The sequence below is a fragment of the Methylibium sp. genome (assembly GCF_035762065.1).
Lineage (GTDB): Bacteria > Pseudomonadota > Gammaproteobacteria > Burkholderiales > Burkholderiaceae_C > Methylibium.
Genome location: NZ_DASTPW010000012.1, coordinates 1 through 23,639 on the forward strand (window position 1 = coordinate 1; position 23,639 = coordinate 23,639).

General features: G+C 70.8%; 19 protein-coding genes. 8 read left to right on the forward strand and 11 right to left on the reverse strand.

The window, feature by feature from the left end; all coding sequences use genetic code 11:
- The coding region (ftsA, locus tag VFR90_RS04160; RefSeq protein ID WP_326404771.1) for a cell division protein FtsA at nt 1–933 on the forward strand (933 nt) is incomplete at its 5' end.
- 108 nt (nt 934–1,041) lie between these two features.
- The gene (gene ftsZ / locus VFR90_RS04165; RefSeq protein WP_326404772.1) at nt 1,042–2,322 is read left to right on the forward strand and encodes a cell division protein FtsZ; all 1,281 of its coding nucleotides are present in this window, start codon (nt 1,042–1,044) and stop codon (nt 2,320–2,322) included.
- A gap of 166 nt (nt 2,323–2,488) precedes the next feature.
- Here the strand turns inward: ftsZ and VFR90_RS04170 are convergent, their stop codons facing one another.
- The 7 genes from VFR90_RS04170 to VFR90_RS04200 all read right to left on the reverse strand — a co-directional run bounded on the left by VFR90_RS04170 (nt 2,489) and on the right by VFR90_RS04200 (nt 11,587).
- A complete protein-coding gene (locus VFR90_RS04170; RefSeq protein ID WP_326404773.1) occupies nt 2,489–3,502 on the reverse strand; it encodes a dipeptide ABC transporter ATP-binding protein in 1,014 nt (337 codons plus the stop codon).
- A 145-nt stretch (nt 3,503–3,647) separates the two neighbouring features.
- Nucleotides 3,648–4,610: an ABC transporter ATP-binding protein gene (locus tag VFR90_RS04175; protein WP_414676487.1), complete on the reverse strand. Its 963-nt coding sequence runs from the start codon at nt 4,608–4,610 to the stop codon at nt 3,648–3,650.
- A gap of 127 nt (nt 4,611–4,737) precedes the next feature.
- Nucleotides 4,738–5,649 (reverse strand): ABC transporter permease subunit, encoded by a 912-nt coding sequence (locus VFR90_RS04180; RefSeq protein WP_326404774.1) that lies wholly within the window; start codon nt 5,647–5,649, stop codon nt 4,738–4,740.
- 5 nt (nt 5,650–5,654) lie between these two features.
- Entirely contained in the window at nt 5,655–6,683 is a 1,029-nt protein-coding gene (locus VFR90_RS04185) for an ABC transporter permease subunit (RefSeq protein WP_326404775.1), read from the reverse strand.
- Nucleotides 6,684–6,816: 133 nt separating this feature from the next.
- Nucleotides 6,817–8,394 (reverse strand): ABC transporter substrate-binding protein, encoded by a 1,578-nt coding sequence (locus VFR90_RS04190; RefSeq protein WP_326404776.1) that lies wholly within the window; start codon nt 8,392–8,394, stop codon nt 6,817–6,819.
- 5 nt (nt 8,395–8,399) lie between these two features.
- Nucleotides 8,400–9,968, reverse strand: coding sequence for an ABC transporter substrate-binding protein (locus VFR90_RS04195; RefSeq protein WP_326404777.1), 1,569 nt, complete (start codon nt 9,966–9,968; stop codon nt 8,400–8,402).
- Between the two features lie 11 nt (nt 9,969–9,979).
- Nucleotides 9,980–11,587: an ABC transporter substrate-binding protein gene (locus VFR90_RS04200; RefSeq protein WP_326404778.1), complete on the reverse strand. Its 1,608-nt coding sequence runs from the start codon at nt 11,585–11,587 to the stop codon at nt 9,980–9,982.
- Nucleotides 11,588–11,784: 197 nt separating this feature from the next.
- On the opposite strand from VFR90_RS04200, the gene lpxC reads away from it, so the two are divergent.
- From lpxC to VFR90_RS04230, 6 genes are all read left to right on the forward strand, one after another.
- A complete protein-coding gene (lpxC, locus tag VFR90_RS04205) occupies nt 11,785–12,720 on the forward strand; it encodes a UDP-3-O-acyl-N-acetylglucosamine deacetylase (RefSeq protein ID WP_326404779.1) in 936 nt (311 codons plus the stop codon).
- Between the two features lie 65 nt (nt 12,721–12,785).
- Nucleotides 12,786–12,971, forward strand: coding sequence for a hypothetical protein (locus VFR90_RS04210; RefSeq protein WP_326404780.1), 186 nt, complete (start codon nt 12,786–12,788; stop codon nt 12,969–12,971).
- Nucleotides 12,972–13,013: 42 nt separating this feature from the next.
- Nucleotides 13,014–13,235, forward strand: coding sequence for a hypothetical protein (locus VFR90_RS04215; protein WP_326404782.1), 222 nt, complete (start codon nt 13,014–13,016; stop codon nt 13,233–13,235).
- 60 nt (nt 13,236–13,295) lie between these two features.
- On the forward strand, nt 13,296–14,117 hold the full coding sequence (locus tag VFR90_RS04220; protein ID WP_326404783.1) for a quinoprotein dehydrogenase-associated SoxYZ-like carrier: 822 nt from the start codon (nt 13,296–13,298) through the stop codon (nt 14,115–14,117).
- Nucleotides 14,114–15,085 (forward strand): quinoprotein relay system zinc metallohydrolase 1, encoded by a 972-nt coding sequence (locus tag VFR90_RS04225; RefSeq protein ID WP_326404785.1) that lies wholly within the window; start codon nt 14,114–14,116, stop codon nt 15,083–15,085. The genes VFR90_RS04220 and VFR90_RS04225 overlap by 4 nt, the downstream gene beginning before the upstream one ends.
- A gap of 203 nt (nt 15,086–15,288) precedes the next feature.
- A complete protein-coding gene (locus VFR90_RS04230; protein WP_326404786.1) occupies nt 15,289–17,091 on the forward strand; it encodes a PQQ-dependent methanol/ethanol family dehydrogenase in 1,803 nt (600 codons plus the stop codon).
- A gap of 70 nt (nt 17,092–17,161) precedes the next feature.
- Here the strand turns inward: VFR90_RS04230 and VFR90_RS04235 are convergent, their stop codons facing one another.
- From VFR90_RS04235 to VFR90_RS04250, 4 genes are all read right to left on the reverse strand, one after another.
- Nucleotides 17,162–17,614: a GNA1162 family protein gene (locus VFR90_RS04235; RefSeq protein WP_326404787.1), complete on the reverse strand. Its 453-nt coding sequence runs from the start codon at nt 17,612–17,614 to the stop codon at nt 17,162–17,164.
- A 69-nt stretch (nt 17,615–17,683) separates the two neighbouring features.
- The gene (locus VFR90_RS04240; RefSeq protein WP_326404788.1) at nt 17,684–19,093 is read right to left on the reverse strand and encodes an efflux transporter outer membrane subunit; all 1,410 of its coding nucleotides are present in this window, start codon (nt 19,091–19,093) and stop codon (nt 17,684–17,686) included.
- Complete coding sequence (locus VFR90_RS04245; protein WP_326404789.1) at nt 19,090–22,266, reverse strand: efflux RND transporter permease subunit; 3,177 nt, start codon at nt 22,264–22,266, stop codon at nt 19,090–19,092. Before VFR90_RS04245 ends, VFR90_RS04240 begins: the two co-directional genes overlap by 4 nt.
- 13 nt (nt 22,267–22,279) lie before the next feature.
- Nucleotides 22,280–23,539 carry an efflux RND transporter periplasmic adaptor subunit gene (locus tag VFR90_RS04250; protein ID WP_326404791.1) on the reverse strand — a complete coding sequence of 420 codons (1,260 nt, stop codon included), beginning with the start codon at nt 23,537–23,539 and terminating at the stop codon, nt 22,280–22,282.
- Between the last annotated feature and the right edge of the window lie 100 nt (nt 23,540–23,639).

Sequence of the window (23,639 nt, forward strand, 5' to 3'; positions counted from 1 at the left end):
GACCGCGAGGTGACGCCCGCCGACGTGGCGCGCGTCGTCGAGACCGCCCGCGCGATCAACATCTCCACGGACCAGCGCCTGCTGCTGGTGGAGCCGCAGGAATTCGTGATCGACGGCCAGGACGTGAAGGAGCCGATCGGCATGAGCGGCATCCGGCTGGAAGCCAAGGTGCACATCGTCACCGGCGCCCAGAGCGCGGCCGAGAACATCATCAAGTGCGTGCGGCGCTGCGGCCTGGAGGTCGAGCAGCTGCTGCTGAACCCGCTGGCGTCCAGCCAGGCGGTGCTGTCGGAAGACGAGAAGGAACTGGGCGTGGCGCTGGTCGACATCGGCGCGGGCACCACCGACGTGGCCATCTTCACCGGCGGCGCGATCCGCCACACCTCGGTCATCCCGATCGCCGGCGACCTGATCACCAGCGACATCGCGATGGCGCTGCGCACGCCGACCAAGGACGCCGAGGAGATCAAGATCGACCACGGCGTCGCCAAGCAGCTGCTGGCCGACCCGAACGAGCAGGTCGAGGTGCCCGGCCTCGGCGACCGCGCGCCGCGTCTTCTCAGCCGGCAGGCCCTGAGCGGCGTGATCGAGCCGCGCATCGAGGAGATCTACGCGCTGGTGCACCAGGTGATCCGCGACAGCGGCTACGAGGAGCTGCTCTCCAGCGGCATCGTGATCACCGGCGGCGCCTCGGTGATGCCGGGCATGGTCGAGCTCGGCGAGGACATCTTTCTCAAGCCGGTGCGCCGTGGACTGCCGCTGTACGCCGGCGCACTGAACGACATGGTGGCCAGCCCGCGCTCGGCCACCGTGATGGGCCTGCTCGAAGAGGCCCGGCTCGCACGCACGCGCGGCCTGAAGGCGCTGCCGGCGAGCGGCGGCGTCGGCTCGCTGCTCGCGCGCGTGCGCGACTTCTTCGTCGGCAACTTCTGAATGAACTTCCCCGAACAAGAGAGCGGCTCGCTTCCCGGACCACGCTCCGTTTTTGATGAACCCACCCACCCCCATCGCCAGGCAACTGCACACGCAAGGAGAACCACCATGCCCATCGAAATGATCGAAGAGGACTTGTTCGAGCTCGGCACCAAGATCAAGGTCATCGGCGTCGGCGGCGGCGGCGGCAACGCCGTCGATCACATGATTTCCGAAGGCGTGCAAGGCGTCGAGTTCATCTGCGCGAACACCGACGCGCAGGCGCTGCGCCGCTCGAAGGCCGGCGAGCTGATCCAGCTCGGCAAGACCGGCCTCGGCGCCGGCAGCAAGCCCCAGGTCGGCAAGGCCGCGGCCGAGGAGGCCGAAGGCCGCATCCGCGAGGCGCTGGCCGGCTCGCACATGGTGTTCCTCGCCGCCGGCATGGGCGGCGGCACCGGCACCGGCGCGGCGCCGGTGATCGCGCGCATCGCAAAGGAGATGGGCGTGCTGACGGTGGGCGTCGTCACCAAGCCCTTCGAGTTCGAGGGCGGGCGGCGCATGAAGCAGGCCGAGCAGGGCCTGTCCGAGCTGGAGGCGAACGTCGACTCGCTGATCGTGATCCTCAACGAGAAGCTGATCGAGGTGCTCGGCGACGACATCTCGCAGGACCAGGCCTTCAAGCAGGCCAATGACGTGCTGAAGAACGCGGTCGGCGGCATCGCCGACATCATCCACATCGACGCCTCGATCAACGTCGACTTCGAGGACGTGCGCACGGTGATGAGCGAGCCGGGCAAGGCGATGATGGGCACGGCCGTCGCGACCGGCCCGGACCGCGCGAACAAGGCCGCCGATGCCGCGGTGGCCTGCCCGCTGCTCGAAGGCATCGACCTGTCGGGCGCGCGCGGCGTGCTGGTGCTGATCGCGGCGAGCAAGTCGAGCCTCAAGCTCAGCGAGAGCAAGAACGCGATGAACACGATCCGCCGCTATGCGTCGGAAGAGGCGCACGTGATCTTCGGCGCGGCGCACGACGACAGCCTGGGCGACCAGCTGCGCGTCACCGTGATCGCCACCGGCCTTGCGCCGCAGCGCGGCGTGCTGCGCCCGGCGCACGGCGGACACCAGCCGCATGCCCAGCAGCACCCGCCGATCGCGGTGGTGCACAGCCAGCCGCTGCAGCGCACCGGCACCGACAACCTGCCGGTGCTGAACCATCCGGTCGTCCATGCCTCGCAGGTCCAGCCGCAGGTCGTGATGCCAGCCCAGCCGGTCAACAGCTACGCCGGCATGGACGTGCCCAGCGTCTGGCGCAACGGCCGCACCCAGGCCGCGGCCAAGGTGGATGCGCTGGCGAGCAACGGCATGGACGAGATCGACATCCCGGCCTTCCTGCGCCGGCAGGCGGACTGAGGAGCGCGTGGGCGAGGAGCCGGCGCGAGCCGGCTCCTCCGATCCACGCGTGCCGCGACGCAAGCGCCTCCCGGTCGGGAATGCGGGAGGCGAGCGGCAGCCAGCGGCCGGACGACGTTGGAACACCCAAAGCCGGGTCGGCCGGCGGCCGCGAAGCGGTGCTGCCTCAATCGCGTTGCGTCGCGAGCCCTTCCGCGTAGTGGCAGGCGACGCGGCTCGCGCCGAGCTCGCGCAGCGCCGGCACCTCGACGCGACAGCGCTCGTCCGCGAACGGGCAGCGCCCGTGGAAGACGCAGCCCGACGGCGGGCTCAGCGGCGACGGCAGCTCGCCGACGAGCCGGATCTTCTGCGCGCGCCGGGCGGGGTCGAGGCTGGGCGTCGCCGACAGCAGCGCCTTCGTGTACGGATGCAGCGGCCGGCCGAACAGCGCGGCCTTCGGCGCTTCCTCGACCACCCGGCCGAAGTACATGACCATCACCCGCTGCGCGATGTGCTCGACGACCGACAGGTTGTGCGAGATGAACACGTAGGCCACGCCGCTTTGCTGCTGCAGGTCCATCAGCAGGTTGAGGATCTGCGCCTGGATGGAGACGTCGAGCGCCGAGGTGGGCTCGTCGGCGACCAGCAGCCGGGGCGCCAGCACCATCGCGCGCGCGATCGCGATGCGCTGGCGCTGGCCGCCCGAGAACATGTGCGGATAGCGCGACGCGTGCTCGGGCCGCAGGCCCACCTGCGCGAGCATCGCGCCGATGCGCTCGCGGCGTTGCGCGGCGTCGAGCCCGGTGTTCAGCGCGAGCGGCTCGTCGAGCATCTGCGCGACGCGCTTGCGCGGGTTCAGCGAGGCGTAGGGGTTCTGGAACACCATCTGCACCGAGCGGCGCAACACGCGCTTCTGCTCGACGCTGGCGGTGCCGACGTCGATGCCGTCGATCGTCAGACGGCCCGCGGTCGGCGTCTCGACCAGCGTCAACGCGCGGGCGAGCGTCGACTTGCCGCAACCCGATTCGCCGACCACCGCCAGCGTCTCGCCCGCCTCGAGCGTGAAGCTGACGCCTTCGAGCGCGCGCACCGTCGCGGCCGGCTTCATGAAGCCGCGCGAGACGCTGTAGTGGCGCGTCAGCCCCTCGGCTTCGAGCAGATGCGGCATCGCGAGCAGCGTCGATTCGGGCAGGGCGTTCATGACAAGTGCGCTATGGCGAGTGCGGCATGGCAAAAGCAGCAGCTTCTGCGTCAAGCACCTTCAAGCAGCCGCGACGGATCCGGCTTTGCCGGTCCGTTCGGGGCGCCCCCTCGAGGGGGAGCGGCGAAGCCGCAACGGGGGTGGGTCATAACCGCGGCCGGATGCAGCGCGCCAGGCCGCCGTCGGGCATCGCGTCGAGTGCCGGGTGCTTGGCGCGGCAGCTCTCGATCACGTACGGGCAGCGCGGCGACAGCAGGCAGCCGGCCGGCCGGTCGTGCTGGCCGGGCACCAGGCCCGCGAGCGTCGGCAGGCGCGCCGCGCCGCGGCTGCGCTCGGGGATCGCCGCGAGCAGCGCCTCGGTGTAGGGGTGGTGCGGCGCGTCGAACAGCGCCGGCACCGGCTGCACCTCGACCACCTCGCCGGCGTACATCACCGCGATGCGCCGGGCATGGCCGGCGAGCAGCGCGAGGTCGTGGGTGATCAGGATCAGCGCCATCTCGCGCTGGCGCTGCAGGCCGACCAGCAGGTCGAGCACCTGCGCCTGGATCGTCACGTCGAGCGCGGTGGTCGGCTCGTCGGCGATCAGCAGCTTCGGCGCGCAGGCCAGCGCCATCGCGATCATCACGCGCTGGCTCATGCCGCCGGACAGCTGGTGCGGGTAGGCCGAGAGGCGCGAGGCGGCGTCGGGGATCTCGACGAGCTTGAGCAGCTCCAGCGCGCGGTCCTTCAAGGCCGAGCCGCTGCCCTTGTGATGCACCTTCAGCGTCTCGACGATCTGGAAGCCGACGGTGTAGCTCGGGTTCAGGCTCGTCATCGGGTCCTGAAAAATCATCGCGATGTCGCGGCCGACGATTTCGCGGCGCTGCTTCGGCTTCAGGGCCAGGAGGTCCACGCCGTCGAAGCGCATCACGTCGGCGCGCACGCGGCCGGGCTCGTCGATCAGGCCCATCACCGCGAGCATGCTGACGCTCTTGCCCGAGCCGGACTCGCCGACGATGCCGAGCAGCTCGCCGCGCTGCACGTCGAGATCGACGCCCTGCACCGCGGCGAAGGGCCGGTCGAGCGAGCCGAACTCGACCGTAAGGTTGCGGATTTCTAGAAGGCCCACTGCAACTCCATCCACACGACGTGCTGACAGCAAAAGGCACCCACCCGCAGCCGCCGCGGATCCGGCTTTGCCGGGCCGCCAGCGGCGCCCCCTTGAGGGGGAGCGGCGAAGCCGCAACGGGGGCGGGTCATTGCAGCTTCTTCAGCTTCGGGTCCAGCGCATCGCGCAGCCCGTCGCCCATCAGGTTGATCGCAAGCACGGTCGAGAGGATCGCGAGTCCCGGCAAGGTGACGACCCAGTTGGCCCGCTCGATGTAGTCGCGCGCCGACGCCAGCATCGTGCCCCACTCGGGCATCGGCGGCTGCGCGCCCAGGCCGAGGAAGCCGAGCGCGGCGGCGGTCAGGATCGCTTCGGAAAAGCCCATCGTCGCGGTGACGATCACCGGCGCCATGCAGTTGGGCAGCACCGTGTCGAACATCAGCCGCAACGGGCCTGCGCCGGCGAGGCGCGAGGCGATCACGTAGTCCTTCTGCAGCTCGCCGAGCGCCGAGGCGCGCACGAGGCGCACATAGCCCGGGATCGAGACGATCGCGATCGCGAGCATCGTGTTGAACAGGCCCGGGCCCAGCACCGCGACCACCGCGATCGCCAGCAGCAGGCTCGGCAGCGCGAGCATCACGTCCATCACCCGCAGGATCGCGACGCCCAGGCGCCTGGGGAAGAAGGCCGCGAGCAGGCCCAGCACGATGCCGGGCAGCATCGAAAGAGCGACCGCCACGACGCCGATCGCCAGCGACAGCCGCGCGCCGTGCAGCAGGCGCGAAAGGATGTCGCGGCCGACGTCGTCGGTGCCGAGCGGGAAGCGGGCGCTGCCGTCGGCGTGCCACATCGGCGGCGCGAGCAGCGCGTCGCGGTACTGCTCGATCGGGCTGTGCGGCGCCAGCACGCCGGCCAGCAAGGCGGCCAGCACGACGAGCACCAGGAAGACGAGCCCGCCGAGCGCGCCGCGGTTGGCGGAGAAGCTGCGCCAGAAATCCTGGAGGCTCGACGGCGGCGCGCCGGCGGTGGTGGGGTCGTTCGAGGAGAGGACGGCGCTCATCGGCTTCACCTTGCGTGGCGGATGCGCGGGTTCACCAGCCCGTACATCACGTCGACGATGAGGTTCACCACGATCACCGTCGTCGCGGTGATCAGGATGCCGCCTTGCACGACCGGGTAGTCGCGCCGGCCGATCGCATCGATCAGCCACTTGCCCACGCCGGGCCAGGAGAAGATGGTTTCGGTCAGCACCGCGCCGGCCAGCAGCGCGCCCACCTGCAGGCCGATCACCGTGACCACCGGCACCAGCGCGTTGCGCAGCGCATGCACGAACACCACGCGCGCGGGCGACAGCCCCTTCGCGCGGGCCGTGCGCACGTAGTCCTCGCGCAGCACCTCGAGCATCGACGAGCGCGTCATCCGCGCGATCACCGCGAGCGGGATCGTGCCGAGCACGATCGAGGGCAGCACCAGGTGAGACACCGCCGAGCGCCACGCGCCTTCGTCGGGCGACAGCCAGGCGTCGATCAGCATGAAGCCGGTCACCGGCGTCACGTCGTACTGCAGCGCCACGCGGCCCGACACCGGCAGCGCGAGCTCGGGCGCGATGCCCTGCATCTGCACCGAGAAGAACATGATGAGCAGCAGGCCCCACCAGAAGATCGGCATCGAGAAGCCGGTCAGCGCGAGCCCCATCACGCCGTGGTCGAGCAGCGAGCCGCGCTTGATCGCCGCGAGCATGCCGGCCAGCAGCCCGAACACGCTCGCGAACAGCAGCGCGCAGACCGACAGCTCCACCGTCGCCGGGAACAGCTTGAGGAACTCGCTCCACACCGCCTCCTGCGTCACGAACGACTCGCCGAGGTCGAGCTGCAGGGCCTTCCACAGGTAGACGAGGTACTGCTTCCACAACGGCTGGTCGAGCCCGAGGCGCTGCATGGCCTCCGCATAGAAGACGGGATCGAGCCTGCGCTCGCCGGCCATCACCTGCACCGGGTCGCCGGGGATCAGGTGGATCAGCGAGAACGCGAGCAGCGTGATGCCGAGGAAGGTCGGGATCACGACGGCGAGGCGGCGCAGGATGAAGGCAAGCACGGCAGGTCAGTGTCAACTTAAAGCGGTGATCGAAGGCGTGCGGCCTCAACCGAGCGGCCGCCGCGGATCCGGCTTCGCCGGGCCGCCAGCGGCGCCCCCTTGAGGGGGAGCGGCGAAGCCGCAACGGGGGTGGTCAATCAAGGCTCACGCCGCGGAAGTCGAGATCCGAAAGCGGGCCGGGCACGAAGCCCTTCACCTTCGCGCTCACCGCGGTGTAGTAGTGCGGGTAGACGGTCGGGATCACCGGCACCGCGTCGAAGACGATGCGCTGGGCCCGGCGGTAGAGCGCGGCGCGCTCGTCGCGGTCGGCGGTGACGCGCGCGCGGTCGAGCAGCTCGTCGAGGCGCCGGTCGCACCAGCCGCTGCGGTTGCCGCCGGAGGCGACCGCGCCGCAGCTCAGGTCGGGCGTCAGCATGCTGTCGGGATCGGCGCCGTTGCCCTGGTTCAGGTGACTCAGGTCGTAGTCGCCGCGCGCGGTGCGGCGCAGCAGTTCGCCCCACTCGACCATCTCGACCTTCAGCTTGACGCCGATGCGCGCCCAGTCGGCCTGCAGCAGCTCGCCGGCGCGCTTGCCGTCGATGCTGCCGCCGACCGCCATCGACAGCGTGATCGGCGCGCCGTCGTAGCCGCTGGCCTTGACGAGCGCCTTCGCGCGCTCGGGATCGAAGGCGCGCTCGAGGCTCGCGTCGTGGCCCCACATCACCGAGGGGAGGAAGCTGTTCGCCACCTCGGCCCGGCCGCCGTAGACCGAGGCGACGTAGCTCTTCTTGTCGATGCCCAGCCACAGCGCCTCGCGGAAGCGCGGGTCCGAGAGGAAGCGCCGCCGGGTGTTGACCAGGATGTAGCTGGTGATCAGCACCGGCCCGCCGAGCAGGCGCACCGTCGTGCCCTTGAACGCCTCGATCGCTTCGGCGCGCATGTAGGAGCCGACCAGGCATTCGCCCGCCTTGACCCGCTGCGCGCGCACCTTGCCGTCGGGCGTCATCGCGAACACGAGCTGGTCGATCGCCGGCTTGCCGGCCCAGTGGCCGGGGTGCGCCGCGAGCCGCAGGACCGCGTCCTTCTGGTAGCTCTTGAACAGCCACGGGCCGGTGCCCACCGGCTGGGTGTTGAGCTCCTCGACGCGGCCGTTCTTCAGCAGCGCCGCGCCGTACTCGGCGGAGAACACGGTGGCGATCTTGTCGTCGGCCAGCAGCGCGAGGAAGGGCGCGGACGGCCGCGCCAGCGCGATGCGCACCGTCTGCGCGTCGAGCTTCTCGATGCCCGTCACCAGCTCGCCCAGGCCGTTCGACGCCCAGGCCTCGAAGCCGGCCTTCGCCGATGCGAGCCACGGGCTGGCCTTCGGCGTGCGCGTCGCGTCGATCAGCCGCTGCAGCGAGAACAGCACGTCGTCGGCGTTCATCGCGCGCGTCGGCTTGAACCACGGCGTCGTGTGGAAGGCGACGTCGCGCCGGAGGTGCAGCGTGATCTGCCGGCCGTCGGCACTCGCTTCCCAGCGTTGCGCGAGCCCGGGCGCGAGCTCGCTCGTGCCGCGCTTGACCGACAGCAGCTGGTCGTAGATCGGGAAGCCCGCCATGTCGCGGGTGGTCGACGAGGTGAACTGCGTCGGATCGAAGCCGTCGGGCGGCGCGGCGCTGCAGACGGTCAGCGTCGCGGCACCCGCCTGCATCGCCGCCGCGGACGCGAGCGCCGCGGCGGCCGCAAGACGCATCGGTTTCAAGGCGCGCCGACGCTGACGCCGCGGAAGTCGAGGTCGGCCAGCGGCCCGGCGACGAAGCCCTTGACCCGCTTGTTCACCACGGTGAAGTACTCGGGGTAGACGGTCGGGATCAGCGGCACCTCGTCGTAGAGGATGCGCTGGGCCTTCTTGTAGAGCTCGATGCGCTTGGCGCGGTCGTTGGTGTTGAGGCCCGCGTCGACCTGCGCGTCGAAGTCCTTGTTGCACCACTGGCTGCGGTTGTTGCCACCGGCCAGCGCGGCGCAGGTCAGCACGGGCGTGAGGAAGCCGTCGGGATCGACGCTGCCGATCCAGTTGAGGAAGCTGATGTCGAAGTTGCCGTTGCCGGTGCGCTTGAGCATCTCGCCCCACTCGATCATCTGGATGCGCGTCTTCACGCCGATGCGCGCCCAGTCCGCCTGCATCAGCTCGGCGGCGCGCTTTCCGTCGATGCTGCCGCCGATGCGGGTGGCGATCTCCAGCTCGCTGCCGTCGTAGCCGCTGGCCCTTACCAGGGCCTTGGCGCGCTCGGGGTCGTAGCGGTTCGCAAGGCTCGCATCGTGGCCCCAGGAGTCGGGCGGGATGAAGCTCGCGGCCGGTCTTGCGCGGCCGGCGTAGACGGACTTGATCCAGGTCGCCTTGTCGAAGCCCAGCCACAAGGCTTCGCGGAAGCGCTTGTCCGAGAGCCACTTGCGCTGGGTGTTCAGCGGGATGAAGCCGCTGAGCAGCGCGGTGCGGCCCAGCACCTCGACCGGCGCGCCCTTCAGCGATTCGATGGTCTCGGCGCGCATGTTCGAGCCGACCAGGCATTCGCCCGCCTTGAGCTTCTGCACGCGCACGTTCGCGTCGAGCGTGATCGCGAAGACCAGCGTCTCGATCGGCTGCTTGCCGCGCCAGTGGTTCGGATGGGCGCTGAGCCGGAGCACGGCGTCCTTCTGGTAGCTCCGTAGCTGCCAGGGGCCGGTGCCGACCGGCTCTGTGTTGATCTTCTCCAGCGTGCCGGCCTTCATCAGCTGCGCGCCGTATTCGGCCGAGTAGACCGAGAACTCGTTGTAGTTGGCGAAGTGCTCGATGAACGCCGCGTTGCGCTTCTTGAGGTGGAAGCGCACCGTCATGTCGTCGAGCTTCTCGACCGACTTGATGTACTCGGCCGGCCCGTAGGCGTCCCAGGCGATGAAGCCGCCCTTGGTGACGGCGCGCCACGGGCTGTTGCGGTCCATCAGGCGGTTCACCGAGAACATCACGTCGTCGGCGTTCATGTCGCGCGTCGGCTTGAACCACGGCGTGGTCTGGAACTTCACGCCCTTGCGCAGGCGCGCGGTGTAGCTCAGTCCGTCGGGCGCGACCTCCATCTTTTCGGCCAGCGCGGGCACCGCCTCGCCGGTCTTGCGGTCGTTGTGCATCAGCTGGTCGAAGATCGTTGCGCCGATCGCGTCGCGCGTGACGGCCGAGGTGTACTGGCTCGGGTCGAAGCCGTCGAACGCGGCCTCGGTGCAGACGGTCAACACTTGCGCCGAGGCGCCGAACAGCGCGAGCGACAGCACCGCGCCGATCCCGAATCTCTTCATCGCCACGCCCTTCATTTCAAGCTCACACCAAAGAACTGCACCGAGCCGAACGGGCTCATCCGGTAGCCCTGCACGCGCTTGGAGACCGGCTGGTAGACGATCGAATGCGCCATCGGCACCCAGGGCGCTTCGCGGTGGAAGACCTCCTGCGCCTGCTCGTAGAGCCGGGTGCGCTCGGCGCGGTCGGTCGTGCGCTTGGCCTTGACCACGAGCGCGTCGTACTCCGGGTCGCACCACTGGCCGTAGTTGGTGCCGCCGACCGCGGCGCAGCCGAGCAGCGTGGCGAGGAAGTTGTCCGGGTCGCCGTTGTCGCCGTTCCAGCCGAACATGCCGATGTCGCTCTCGGCGTTCTTCGCGCGCTTGAGGTATTCGGCCCATTCGTACTTGACGATGCTGGCCTTGATGCCGACCTTGGCCAGATCGGCCTGGATCAACTCCGCCGCCTGCTGACCGTTGGGGTTGTAGGGCCGCTGCACCGGCAGCGCCCAGAGCTTGGTCTCGAAGCCGTTGGGCAGGCCGGCCTTCGCGAGCAGCGCGCGCGCCTTGGCCGGGTCGTGCTCGTAGCCCTTGACCCGCTTGTTGTAGCCCCACAGCGTCGGGGGCATCGGGTTCACCGCAGGCGTGCCGACGCCCTGGTAGACGGCATCGACCAGAGCCTTCTTGTCGATCGCCAGGTTGACCGCGCGGCGCACGTCGGCGTTGTCGAAAGGCTTGCGCTTGACGTTCAGGCTCAGGTAGCCGACGTTCAGGCCCGGCAGCGACAGCAGCTCGATCTTCGGGTCCTTCTTCAGCACCTCCACCTCGGCCGGCTTAGGGTAGATGCCGACGTGGCATTCGCCGGCCTTGAGCTTTTGCATCCGCACCGCGGAGTCGATCGTGATCGAGTAGATGAGGTTGTCGATCTGCGGCTTGCCGCCCCAGTAGGCGGCGTGCGCCGCGTAGCGGATCTGCGCGTCCTTCTCGTAGCGCCGCAGCACGAAGGGGCCGGTGCCGACCGGCTTGGTGTTGATGTCGCCCACCGCACCGGCCTTCAGCATCTGCGCGCCGTATTCGGCCGACTGGATCGACGCGAAGTCCATCGCGAGGTTGGCCACGAAGGCGGCGTCCACCTCCTTCAGCGTCATGCGCACCGTGTGCGCGTCCACCTTCTCGAGCTTGACGAGGTTGGCCGGCAGACCCATGTCGTTCGCGTACTGGTAGGACTGCGGCTGCGCCTTGTGGAAGGCGTTGTCCTTGTTGACCATGCGGTCGAAGGTGAACACGACGTCGTCGGCGTCGAAGTCGCGCGTCGGCTTGAACCAGTCGGTGCTGTGGAACTTGACGCCGCGGCGCAGGGCGAAGGTGTAGACGAGGCCATCGGCGCTGACGGTCCACTTCTCCGCAAGGCCGGGCACCACCGCGGTGCCGCCGCGCTCGAACTCGACCAGCCGGTTGAACAGCGGCTGCGAGCTCGCGTTGAAGGTGGTGCCGGCGGTGTAGCGGGCGACGTCGAAGCCCTCGGGGCTGCCTTCGGAGCAGTAGATCAGCGTGCCGGCCGCATGGGCCGTGAGGCTGGCGCCGGCCGCGGCGAAGCCGAAGGCGAGGGCGGCGCGCAAGGCGCGGGCGGGCGGATTCTTCACGTCGATGCGGGCCGGGGTCGAGCCGGCCGGTTGAGAGGTGAGCGCAGGGCCGGCGGTCGTCGCGCTCGTGACGCGGCGCCCGCCGGGGCGGAATCGGGATGGAGCATGAATTGTGCTCATCGAGCGGTCGCGAGCCTTGCGGGCTTGCACGAGCCCCTGCGATGCCACCGCCGTGCGAAGGCGAAGACAATCGCGCCATGCTCGCCCAACGGACCTTGAAGTCGATCACCCGCGCCGTCGGCGTCGGCGTGCACAGCGGCCGTCGCGTCGAGCTGACCTTGAAGCCCGCGGCGCCGGACACCGGCATCGTGTTCCGCCGCACCGACCTGCCCAAGCCGGTGGACATCCCCGCGCGCTTCGACTCGGTGTCCGACACCCGCATGGCCTCGACCATTGCTGCCGGCGGCGACGCGGGCGCGCCCAAGGTGCAGACCATCGAGCACTTCATGTCGGCCTGCGCCGGCCTGGGCGTGGACAACCTGCTGGTCGAGATCAACGGCGACGAGATGCCGATCCTCGACGGCTCGGCGGCCAGCTTCGTCTTCCTGCTGCAAAGCGCGGGCATCACCGAGCAGCCGGCGCCGAAGAAATTCCTGCGCGTGCTGCAGGGCGTGGAAGTGCGCGAGGGCGAGGGCGCGGCGCTGAAATGGGCGCGGCTCGAGCCCTTCCACGGCTGGAAGCTCGCCTTCGAGATCCTGTTCGACCACCCGGCGGTCAACCAGACCGGCCAGCGCGTCGAGTTCGACTTCTCCGAAGGCCGCTACCCGCGCGACATCGCCCGCGCGCGCACCTTCGGCTTCACGAAGGACGTGGACGCGATGCGCGCGCGCGGCCTGGGCCTCGGCGGCAGCATGGGCAACGCCATCGTCGTGGACGACGCGCGCGTGCTCAATGCCGACGGCCTTCGCTACGACGACGAATTCGTCAAGCACAAGCTGCTCGACGCGATCGGCGACCTCTACATCGCCGGCCATCCGCTGCTCGCGAGCTACACCTCGTTCCGCGGCGGCCATGCGCTGAACAACCAGCTGCTGCGCAAGCTGTTCGCGACGCCCGGCGCCTGCGAGGTGGTGAGCTTCGAGCGCGCGGCCGATGCGCCGCGCGGCTTCGCCGAGCCCGCGCCGGCCTGGTAGCCGCCACCGCGCCGCGCGGCTGCGGCGCACGCGGCCACGCCGGAACGCTCGCTTAGACTTTCGCGATGCTGGTGTTCCGGTGGGTCCTGTTGCTGCTGTTGATCGCCGGCATCCTGTGTTTCGCGATGTACATCGGCACCGGCCAGGTGGCGTGGCGCCGGCGCGGCTTGACCGTCGTCAAGTGGGCGGTGGTGGCGGGGCTGGCGTTCTTCGCGGTGCTCGCGCTCGAACGCATGGCGATGGCGGTCTGAGACCGCCCGCCGAACGACAACGACGGCTGGGGAGGGACGACGATGACGGTGTTCTGGTGGATCGCGGGGACCATCGTGCTGCTGAGCTTCGCGATCACCTCCGGCGCCTTCATGGCCAACATCGCCACCGGCGACGAGCGCTACAAGGACGTCGCGGCCGCCGCCTGGCGCTGGACCGTGGTGTTCGGGCTCGGCACCTTCAACATCGCGATCTTCAAGCACATCGTCTGGACGCTGCTGCAGATCTGGGGGATCGTGAGCTGAGCGCTCGGCGCAGGCCCGTGGTGGCCTGCGGTTTGCGTTGCAGGGGCCCGGAGGTGTCCGATGTTCCCGTCTGCAGCAGATCCCAAGCGCCGTGACGTCCTGAAGCGCGCCGCGCTCGCTCCGCTCTTGCCGCTCGCCTCGATCGCCGCGCCGTCGCTGCACGCCGCGGGCGATCCTTTCGAAGGCGATCCCTACAAGTCCCATCCCTGGCCCGACATGCGCCGCGAGTTCCTCGGCGCGGACGCGCGCGTCGTGTTCGATCCGCGGGTGCAGGTGCGCGGCCCGGTGACCGCCGAGAACCCGGTGGTCGTGCCGATCTCGGTGGCGGTGGCGCCCGGGCTCGGGCCGGTGCGGCGCATCGTCGCGCTGGTCGATCGCAACCCGATCCGCAAGGTGCTCGACTTCGAGCCGAAGCGCGGCGTCAAGCCAGCGGTGGCCTTCCGCTTCAAGCTCGAACAGGCGAGCGCGGTGCGCGCCGCGGTGCTGGCGGACGACGGGCTCTGGCACGTCGGCGGCGGCTGGGTCGATTCGGCCGGCGGCGGCTGCACGGTCAGCGGCGCGACGCGCCAGGACGGCAGCTGGACGCGCACGCTCGGGCAGGTCAGCGGCAAGCTCTTCGCCGACCCGGAGGGCGGCGCGCGCCTGCGCGTGCGGGTGATGCACCCGATGGACACCGGCCTGGTCGCCGGCATCCCGGCCTTCTACCTGAACCGCCTGGTCGTGAGCACCGCGCTCGGCGACGAGCTGCTCCGGCTCGCCACCTGGGAGCCGGTCAGCGAGAACCCGGTGTTCTCCTTCGATCTCGCGCAGCGGCCGAGCGGGCCGTTGCGGGTGAGCGGCAGCGACAACAACGGCAACCGCATCGAGACGGAGATCGGATGAGCCGGCGCCTTCGAAGGGCGGCCGGGCTCGTGCTGGCGGTCGCCGTCGCCGGCACGGCGGTGTTCGCGCAGCCGCGCAGCGCGGACCGCGCGACGCTCGACTACCGGCTCGAAGCGCGTGCGCTCGCCCCCGGCGTCTACGTCGTCGAAGGCGCGAACGCCGATTTCGCGCCCGCCAACGGCTGCAACATCATCAACACCGGCTTCGTCGTCGCCGACGACGGCGTGCTCGTCGTCAACACCGGCCCGAGCCGGCGCTACGGCGAGCAGCTGCGCGCCTTGATCGAGCGCACGACGCCGCGGCCGATCCGCGCGGTGCTGCACCTGAACCTGCATCCCGACTACTTCCTCGGCAACCAGGCCTTCGCCGACGTGCCGCGCTACGCGACCGCCGCGACGCTCGCCGGCATGCACGCCGAGGCGCGGGCCTACGAGGACAACCTCTACCGCACCTGCGGCGACTGGATGAAGGGCACCGAGGCGATGCTGCCCGACCGCGTGCTCGCCGACGACGCGACGACCTTGCCGGTGGGCGCCGGCCGCTTCGAGCTGCGGCACTGGCAGGGCCACACCGCGTCGGACCTCGTGCTGATCGACCGCGCCTCGCGCACCGCCTTCGCCGGCGGCCTGGTGTTCGCCGAGCGGGTGCCGACGACGCCGCATGCGCGCCTGGAGCCCTGGCTCGCGAGCCTCGCGCAACTGGCGCGCGAGCCGGGGATCGATCGGCTCGTGCCGAGCCACGGGCCGGCGGCGCGCGGGCGCGACGGCCTCGCGCAGACGCAGGCCTACCTGCGCTGGCTCGACCGCAGCTTCACGGCTGCCGCGACGCAGGGCCGCGAGATGACCGAGCTGCTCGCGCAGCCCGCCCCGTCGCCGTTTCGCGACTGGGCCGCGTTCGCGACCGAGTACCCGCGCAACGTCGCGCACCTCTACCCGGCCTACGAGCAGCGCGCGCTGCTGTCGCGCTGACGGAGCCGCTCCCGCGCGCGGAAGCAGCGCTGCTCCACCGCGCAGCAGCGCGCGGCGGACGCGGCGGGGCTTACCCGCGCCGCGGCACGTGCCGCGCCGCATCCGGGCGATGGCATGCCGATTGCGCTGAGGGCCCTCCGGAACGCGCGGGGCCGCCATGTCGAGCGGCTTGCCGGGAGCGTTCGACTTCAGGAGACAAGACCATGCGCAAGCCTCTGCTCGCGGTGTTGGTGTCGGCAGCCTGCGCGACCTTCGGTGCGCATGCGGCCGGCGTCACCGACGCGATGATCGACAACGACGCGGCCACGCCGAACGACATCCTCAGCTGGGGACTCGGCTCGCAAGGCCAGCGCTATTCGCCGCTGAAGCAGGTGAACGCGCAGACCATCAACCGCCTCGTGCCCGCGTGGAGCTTCAGCTTCGGCGGCGAGAAGCAGCGCGGCCAGCAGAGCCAGCCGCTGGTGCACGAGGGCAGGATGTTCGTCACCGGCTCGTACTCGCGCATCTATGCGCTCGACGTGAAGACCGGGCAGAAGCTGTGGAAGTACGAGCACCGGCTGCCCGAGGGGATCATGCCGTGCTGCGACGTGATCAACCGCGGCGCCGCGCTCTACGACAACCTCGTCATCTTCGGCACGCTCGACGCGCAGCTCGTCGCGCTCGACCAGAAGACCGGCGACGTGGTGTGGAAGGAGAAGATCGACGACTACGCCGCCGGCTACAGCTACACCGCCGCGCCGCTGATCGCGGGCGGCCTGCTGCTCACCGGGGTGTCGGGCGGCGAGTTCGGCGTGATCGGCCGCGTCGAGGCGCGCGATCCGAGGACCGGCAAGATGGTCTGGCTGCGCCCGACCGTCGAAGGCCACATGGGCTACACCTGGGACAAGGACGGCAACAAGAAGGAAGCCGGCGTCTCGGGCAAGACCAACGCCACCTGGCCGGGCGACATGTACAAGGCCGGCGGCGCTAGCACCTGGCTCGGCGGCACCTACGACAAGACCACCGGCCTCGCCTACTTCGGCACCGGCAACCCGGGCCCGTGGAACAGCCACCTGCGCAAGGGCGACAACCTCTATTCGTGCAGCACCGTCGCGGTCGACGTGAAGACCGGCCAGATCGTCTGGAGCTACCAGAACACGCCCAACGACGGCTGGGACTTCGACGGCGTCAACGAGTTCGTCACCTTCGACATGGACGGCCAGCGCGTCGGCGCCAAGGCCGACCGCAACGGCTTCTTCTACGTGAACGACGCGAAGAGCGGCAAGCTGCTCAACGCCTTCCCGTTCGTCAAGAAAGTGACCTGGGCCACCGGCATCGACCTGAAGACCGGGCGGCCGAACTACGTGCCCGAGAACCGCCCCGGCGACCCGACCGCCGGCGCCGACGGCAAGAAAGGCAACACCGTCTTCGCCGCGCCGAGCTTCCTCGGCGGCAAGAACCAGATGCCGATGGCCTATTCGCCCGACACGAAGCTCTTCTACGTGCCGAGCAACGAATGGGGCATGGAGATCTGGAACGAGCCGGTCACCTACAAGAAGGGCGCGGCCTACCTCGGCGCCGGCTTCACGATCAAGACCATCGACGACAGCTACATCGGCGCGCTGCGCGCGATCGATCCGAAGTCGGGCAAGACGGTCTGGGAGGTGAAGAACAACGCGCCGCTGTGGAGCGGCGTGCTGACCACCGGCGGCAACCTGGTCTTCTGGGGCACGCCCGAGGGCTACCTGAAGGCGGCCGACGCCAAGACCGGCAAGGTCGTCTGGCAGTTCCAGACGGGCTCCGGCGTCGTCGCGCCGCCGGTCACCTGGCAGGAGGGTGGCGAGCAGTACGTCGCCGTCGTCTCCGGCTGGGGCGGCGCGGTGCCGCTGTGGGGCGGCGACGTCGCGAAGAAGGTCAGCTTCCTCGAGCAGGGCGGCAGCGTCTGGGTGTTCAAGCTGATGGGCGCCGGCGGTGTCACGGCCGAGGCGGGCCGAGCCAACACGCCGGTGGCGGACGCGGCGAAGTAGGTCGAGCGGCGAAGGCGACGGCCCCGGCGCTGCAAGCGCCGAGGCCGCCGTTCTTAGCCGCAGGGTCAGCTCACTGCTGCGTCGGTACCTGCCCGTACAGCGGGGAACGCGGCCCAGGCAGCACGCCGTTGTATCGCGGCGCGCCCAGCATGCGCTGGTTCGCGATGCCGGCGTAGTTGTAGGCCGCGTCGGTCGCGGTGCCGATGATCTGCTTGACCACCGCCGTGACCAGCAGTCCGATCAGCCCGCCCTGCGCCTGCTGCTGCTGCTCGGCCGACGAGGCGGCGGCACTGCCTTGCCACAACAGCTCGCCCGTGCGCAGATCGACGATGCGGCCGGTGACTTCGACCCGCGTCTCGCTCGAGATCACCGCGTAGCTCGTGCCGTACTTCTTCACCTGCAGGTAGACGGCGGCGTCGGCGCCGAAGAAGTCGCGCAGCTTCGGGTAGGGGACCTCGGCCGCGTCGTTGGCGTTGAACACGCCGTTCTGACGGAACATCTCGTCGACCAGGTCGGCCGTCACTTCGTGCGGTTTGCGTGCGGTTCGTCGAGCGTTCGCGGTTTCGAGTACGCGAAGCCCGCGAAGCGGCGGTCATCGCGGCGGCGCTTCGCTGCCCGCGTCCCACCCGCCGCCGAGCACCCGGTACAGCGTCACCCGGCTCTGCACCTGCTGCGCCTGCACCTGCACCAGCTGCTGCTGGGCGGTGAACAGCGAGCGCTGCGCGTCGAGCACGTCGAGGTAGCTGGCCGCACCGTTGCGGTAGCGCAGGTCGGCGAGCTCGAAGCGGCGTTGCTCGGCGCGCGTCTGGGCGGCTTGCGCGCGCAGCTGCTCGTCGAGCGTCGCGCGGCCGGCGAGGGCGTCCGCCACCTCGCGGAAGGCGCTCTGGATCGCGCGTTCGTACTGGGCCACCGCGATCTCGCGGCCGGTCTTCGCGATCGACAGGTTCGCCTCGTTGCGGCCGGCGTCGAAGATCGGCTGCAGCAGCTGCGCGGTCCAGGTCCAGGCGAAGCTGCCGGATTCGAACAGGCCGGAAAGCTCGCGGCTTGCGCTGCCCGCACTGGTGGTCAGCGCGATGCGCGGAAAGAAGGCCGCCCGCGCCGCCCCGATGTTCGCGTTCGCGGCGACCAGCTGCTGCTCGGCCTGGCGCACGTCGGGCCGGCGCGTCAGCACCTCGGAAGGCACGCCGGCCGGCACGTCGGGCAGGCCCGCGTCCGACGGGAAGGCGACGGGCGCCGGCAAGTCCGCCGGCAGCGGCTGGCCGAGCAGCAGCGTGAGCGCGTTCTCGTCGAGCGCGCGTTGCCGCGTCTGCTGCGCGAGCGCGACGCGCGCGGCTTCGAGCAGCGATTCGGCCTGGCGCAGGTCGAGCTCGGAGCTGACGCCGTTGTCGAACTTCAGCCGGGTCAGGCGCAGCGAGTCCTCGCGGGTCGCGAGCGTCTGCCGCGTGATGCGCAGCAGCTCGTCGTCGACCTGCAGCGCGAGGTGGGTGGCCGCGACGGTGGCGACCAGGCTGATCTGCGCCGCCTTGCGCGCCTCCTCGGTGCCCAGGTACTGCGCGAGCGCGGCGTCGCCGAGGCTGCGCACGCGGCCGAAGAGGTCGAGCTCGTAGCCGGTGACGACCAGCCCGGCCTGCCAGCTGCGCGCCAGCGCGCCGCCGGCGGTCGGCTGGCGCGCGGCGGTGAGGCCGGCGTTGAGGGTGGGCCACAGATCGGCGCGCCGCACGTCGACCTGCGCGCGCGCCTGCTCGATGTTCAGCGCCGCGACGCGCAGGTCGCGGTTGTTGGCGAGCGCGATCGCGATCAGCCGCTTCAGGCGGGCGTCGGCGAAGAAGTCCTGCCACGCGAGGTCGGCCGCGGGCGTCGCCGCGCCGGCCGTCGAGGCGTCGGCGTTCGGGAAGGTGGCCGGCACCGGCGCGGCGGGGCGCTCGTGGCGCGGCGCCATCGACGAGCAGCCGCCGATCAGCAGCGCGGCAGCGGCGGCGGGCAGCAGGTGCAGCGCCTTCATCCGCGCCCCTCCTCGCCGACGCGGCCGCCGGGCGTCGTGCCCGGCTCGCCTTCGTGCGCCCAGCGGCGGCGCTGCCGGTCGCTGCCCTTGAACAGGCGGGTCACGACCACGTAGAACACCGGCACGAAGAAGACCGCGAGGACCGTCGCGCTCACCATGCCGCCCATCACGCCGGTGCCGATCGCGCGCTGGCTCGCCGAGCCGGCCCCGCTGGCGATCGCCAGCGGCAGCACGCCCAGGATGAAGGCCAGCGAGGTCATCAGGATCGGCCGGAAGCGCAGGTGCGCCGCCTCGAGCACCGCCTCCACCGTGCTCTTGCCCTGCGCGTGCAGGTCCTTCGCGAACTCGATGATCAGCACCGCGTTCTTCGCCGACAGGCCGATGATCGTGATCAGGCCGACCTTGAAGTACACGTCGTTCTCCAGCCCGCGGAAGGTCGCGGCCGTCACGACGCCGAGCACGCCCAGCGGCACGACGAGGATCACCGCCAGCGGGATCGACCAGCTCTCGTAGAGCGCCGCGAGGCAGAGGAACACCGCGAGCAGCGAGAAGGCGAACAGGATGAAGGCGGTCGCGCCGGAGAGCTTCTCCTCGCGCGTCTGGCCGGTCCATTCGTAGCCGAAGCCGCTCGGCAGCTGCCCCGCCAGGCGCTCCATCTCGGCGATCGCCGCGCCCGAGCTCACGCCGGCGGCCGGCTCGCCGGCGATGCGCATCGCCGGATAGCCGTTGTAGCGGACGGTCTGCATCGGCCCGGTGGCCCACCGCGTCGTCGCGAAGGCCGCCAGCGGCACCGGCTGGCCGGCGGTGTTCAGCGCGTTGATCTTCAGCAGGTCGTCCGGCTGCATGCGGGCGGGCGCGTCGGCCTGCACCACGACGCGCTGCAGGCGGCCCGCGTTCGGGAAGTCGTTGACGTAGGCCGAGCCCATGGCGGTGGACAGCGCGGCGTTGATCGCGGCGAAGCTGACGCCCAGCGCCTGCGCGCGGTCGCGATCGATGTCGAGCTGGAGCTGCGCGGCGTCCTCGAGCCCGTCGGGCCGCACGGCGGTGAGCAGCGGGCTCTTCGCCGCGGCGCCGAGCAGCTGGTTGCGCGCGGCCAGCAGCGCCTCGCGGCCGGCGCCGCCGCGGTCCTGCAGGCGGAACGCGAAGCCGTTGGCGCGGCCCAGCTCGCGGATCGGCGGCGGGCTTACCGGGAACACGGTCGCGTCGCGCAGCTTGCCCAGGGCGCCGAAGGCGCGGCCGACCAGCGCCTGCGCCGACTGGCCCTCGCCTTCGCGCTCGTCCCAGTCGGTCAGCGTGACGAAGCCGAGCGCCGCGTTCTGGCCGCTGCCCGAGAAGCTGAAGCCGAGCACGCTGACCATCGCCTTCACCTCGGGCTGGGCGAGCATGAACTGCTCCGCCTGCTGCATCACGTCGAGCGTGCGCTGCTGGGTCGCGCCCGGCGGCAGCTGCACGTTGACCAGGATGTTCCCCTGGTCCTCGTTCGGGATGAAGGCCGTGGGCAGCCGGGCGAACAGCAGCGCCACCACCGCGACGATCGCCGCGTACAGCAGCAGCCACCACGCCGCGCGCCGGAGCATGCGCGCGACCAGTCCTTCGTAGGACTTCGCGGTGCGCGTGAAGCCGCGGTTGAACCAGCCGAAGAAGCCGCGTTTCGCCTGGCCGTGGCCGGCGGCCACCGGCTTGAGCAGCGTCGCGCACAGCGCGGGCGTCAGCGTCAGCGCGAGGAAGGCCGAGAACGCGATCGCGCTGACCATCACCGCCGAGAACTGCCGGTAGATGTTGCCGACCGCGCCGCTGAAGAAGGCCAGCGGCACGAACACCGAGATCAGCACGACGGTGACGCCGACGATCGCGCCCGAGATCTGCCCCATCGCCTTGCGCGTGGCCACGAGCGGGCTCAGCCCCTCCTCGCTCATGATGCGTTCGACGTTCTCGACCACGACGATCGCGTCGTCGACCACGATGCCGATCACCAGCACCATGCCGAACAGCGTGAGCACGTTGATCGAGAAGCCGAGCGCGAGCAACGTCGCAAAGCTGCCGAGCAGCGCGATCGGCACCACCAGCGTCGGGATCAGCGTGTAGCGGATGTTCTGCAGGAACAGGAACATCACCAGGAACACCAGCACCACCGCCTCGATCAGCGTGACGACCACCTGCTCGATCGAGATGCTGATGAAGGTCGAGCCGTCGAAGGGGATCGTCGCCTTCACGCCGGCCGGAAAGAACGGCGACAGCTCGGCGACGCGCTGCTTGATGGCCTTCGCGGTCTCGAGCGCGTTGGCGTCGGGGGCCAGCTGCACGCCGATGCCCGTGGAAGGCTCGCCGTTGAGCCTCGTGCGAAAGCCGTAGGTCTGCGCGCCGAGCTCGACGCGCGCAACGTCCTTCAGCCGCACCGTCGAGCCGTCCGGGCTCGCGCGCAGCACGATCTCGGCGAACTGGGCGGCGTCGGTGAGCTGGCCGCGCACGACCACCGTCGCGAAGATGCCCTGGCCCGGCACGTTCGGCGTGTCGCCGACCGTGCCCGAGGCGACCTGCGCGTTCTGCGCGGCGATCGCCGCCGTCACGTCGGCGGTCGACAGGCGGTAGCCGACCAGCTTGGCAGGATCGATCCAGATGCGCATCGCGCGCTCGGTGCCGAACAGCTGCGCCTGGCCGACGCCGTTGACCCGCTGGATCTCCGGCAGCAGCGTGCGCGAGGCGTAGTCGCCGAGCGCGACCGGATCGAGCGCGCCGCCCTCGCTGGAGAGGATCACGAACAGCAGGAAGTTCGGGTTGGCCTTGTCGACGCGCACGCCCTGCTGCGTCACCGCCTGCGGCAGCCGCGGGCTGGCGCGGCTCAGGCGGTTCTGCACGTCCACCTGGGCCAGCGCCGGCGAGGTGCCGGGTTCGAAGCTCAGCGTGATCGATCCGGTGCCGTCGGCCTGCGTGACCGACTCCATGTAGATCAGCCCCGGCGAGCCGTTCATCTCGCGCTCGATGACGCTGATGACGCTGTCCTCGAGCGTCTGCGCCGAGGCGCCGGGGTAGGTGACGTTGAGCTGGATCGCGGGCGGTGCGACCGGCGGGTACTGCGCGACCGGCAACTGCGTGATCGCCACGCCGCCGAGCACGACGATGAACAGCGCGAGCACCCACGCGAAGATCGGCCGGTCGATGAAAAACTGCGCCATCGCGAGCGCTCCTTCAGCGGCCCGCGGCCGACGCGGCCGCAGCCGGCGCGGCGGAGGCCGCCGAGGCCGGCGCACCCGCCACGGGCGCCGCCCCGGGCGGCCGCCACGGCACCGGCTTGACCGGCGCGCCGGCGCGGATCTTCTGGAAGCCGTCGACGATCACCTGCTCGCCGCCCTTCAGGCCCTCGAGCACGACCCACCGGCCCGCCTGCGAGCCGCCCACGCGCACGCTGCGCGTCTCGACGCGGCCGTCGGCGCCGACGATCCGCACGCTGTCGCCCTGGCTCGCGCGCGCGACCGCCGGCTGCGGCAGCAGCACCGCCTGCTGCGCCTGCGCCTGTTCGAGGCGCACGCGCACGTACAGGCCCGGCAGCAGCGCGCCCTGCGGGTTCGGCAGCTCGGCGCGCAGCGTGATCTGGCCGGAGGTCGGATCGACGGTGAGGTCGCTGAACAGCAGCCGGCCCGCTTGCGGATGGACGCTGCCGTCCTCGAGCACCACGCGCACCTCGCCGGCATCGCGGCCGGACACGGGCGCGAGGCGGCCCTTCTCGATCGCCGCGCGCAAGCGCAGCGCCTCGGCCGCCGGCTGGGTGAAGTTGACGTAGATCGGATCGATCTGCTGCACGACCGCGAGCTGGGTCGCCTCGCCCTGGCCGACCAGCGCGCCCTCGGTCACCAGCGCGCGGCCGATGCGCCCGGCGATCGGCGCGTTGACGCTCGCGTAGCCGAGGTTGATCTGCGCTGTCTGCACCGAGGCGCGGCCCGCGGCGACGTCGGCCTCGGCCTGCTTTTGCGCCGCCTGGGCGTTGACGAACTCCTGCTGGCTGACCGCGTTGGCCTCGACCAGCGGCTTGTAGCGTTCGGCCTGCGCGGTCGCCTGCGCGAGGTTGGCCTGCGCGCGGGCCAGCGAAGCCTGGGCGCTCGCAAGCGTCGCGCGCAAGGGCGCCGGGTCGATCAGGAACAGCGGCTGGCCGGCCTTCACGTCGCTGCCCTCGCGGAACAGGCGTTTCTGCAGGATGCCGGTGGCACGCGCACGCACCTGCGCGACGCGCGAGGCTTCGAGCCGGCCCGGCAACTCGTCCACCAGGCCGACCGGCCCGAGCTCCACGGTGACCACGCCGACTTCCGGCGGCGGCGCGGCTGCCGCCTGCCGCGACGGCTCGTCGCGCTGCGCGCCGCAGCCGACGACCAGCACCAGCGTCGCGGCGGCGGCGAGGCGCCGCACCGCGGGCCATGACGCCGGGGACGGCCGGGCCTCGTCGAGTTCGCTCATGACTTCCTTTGGCTGGGAGGCGCGGCCGGGGCCGGCGCGGCGCGCGGCCGCGGGCCCGGTGGCCGTGCCGCGGGATCAGCCGGCGAATGTATCGAGCGAA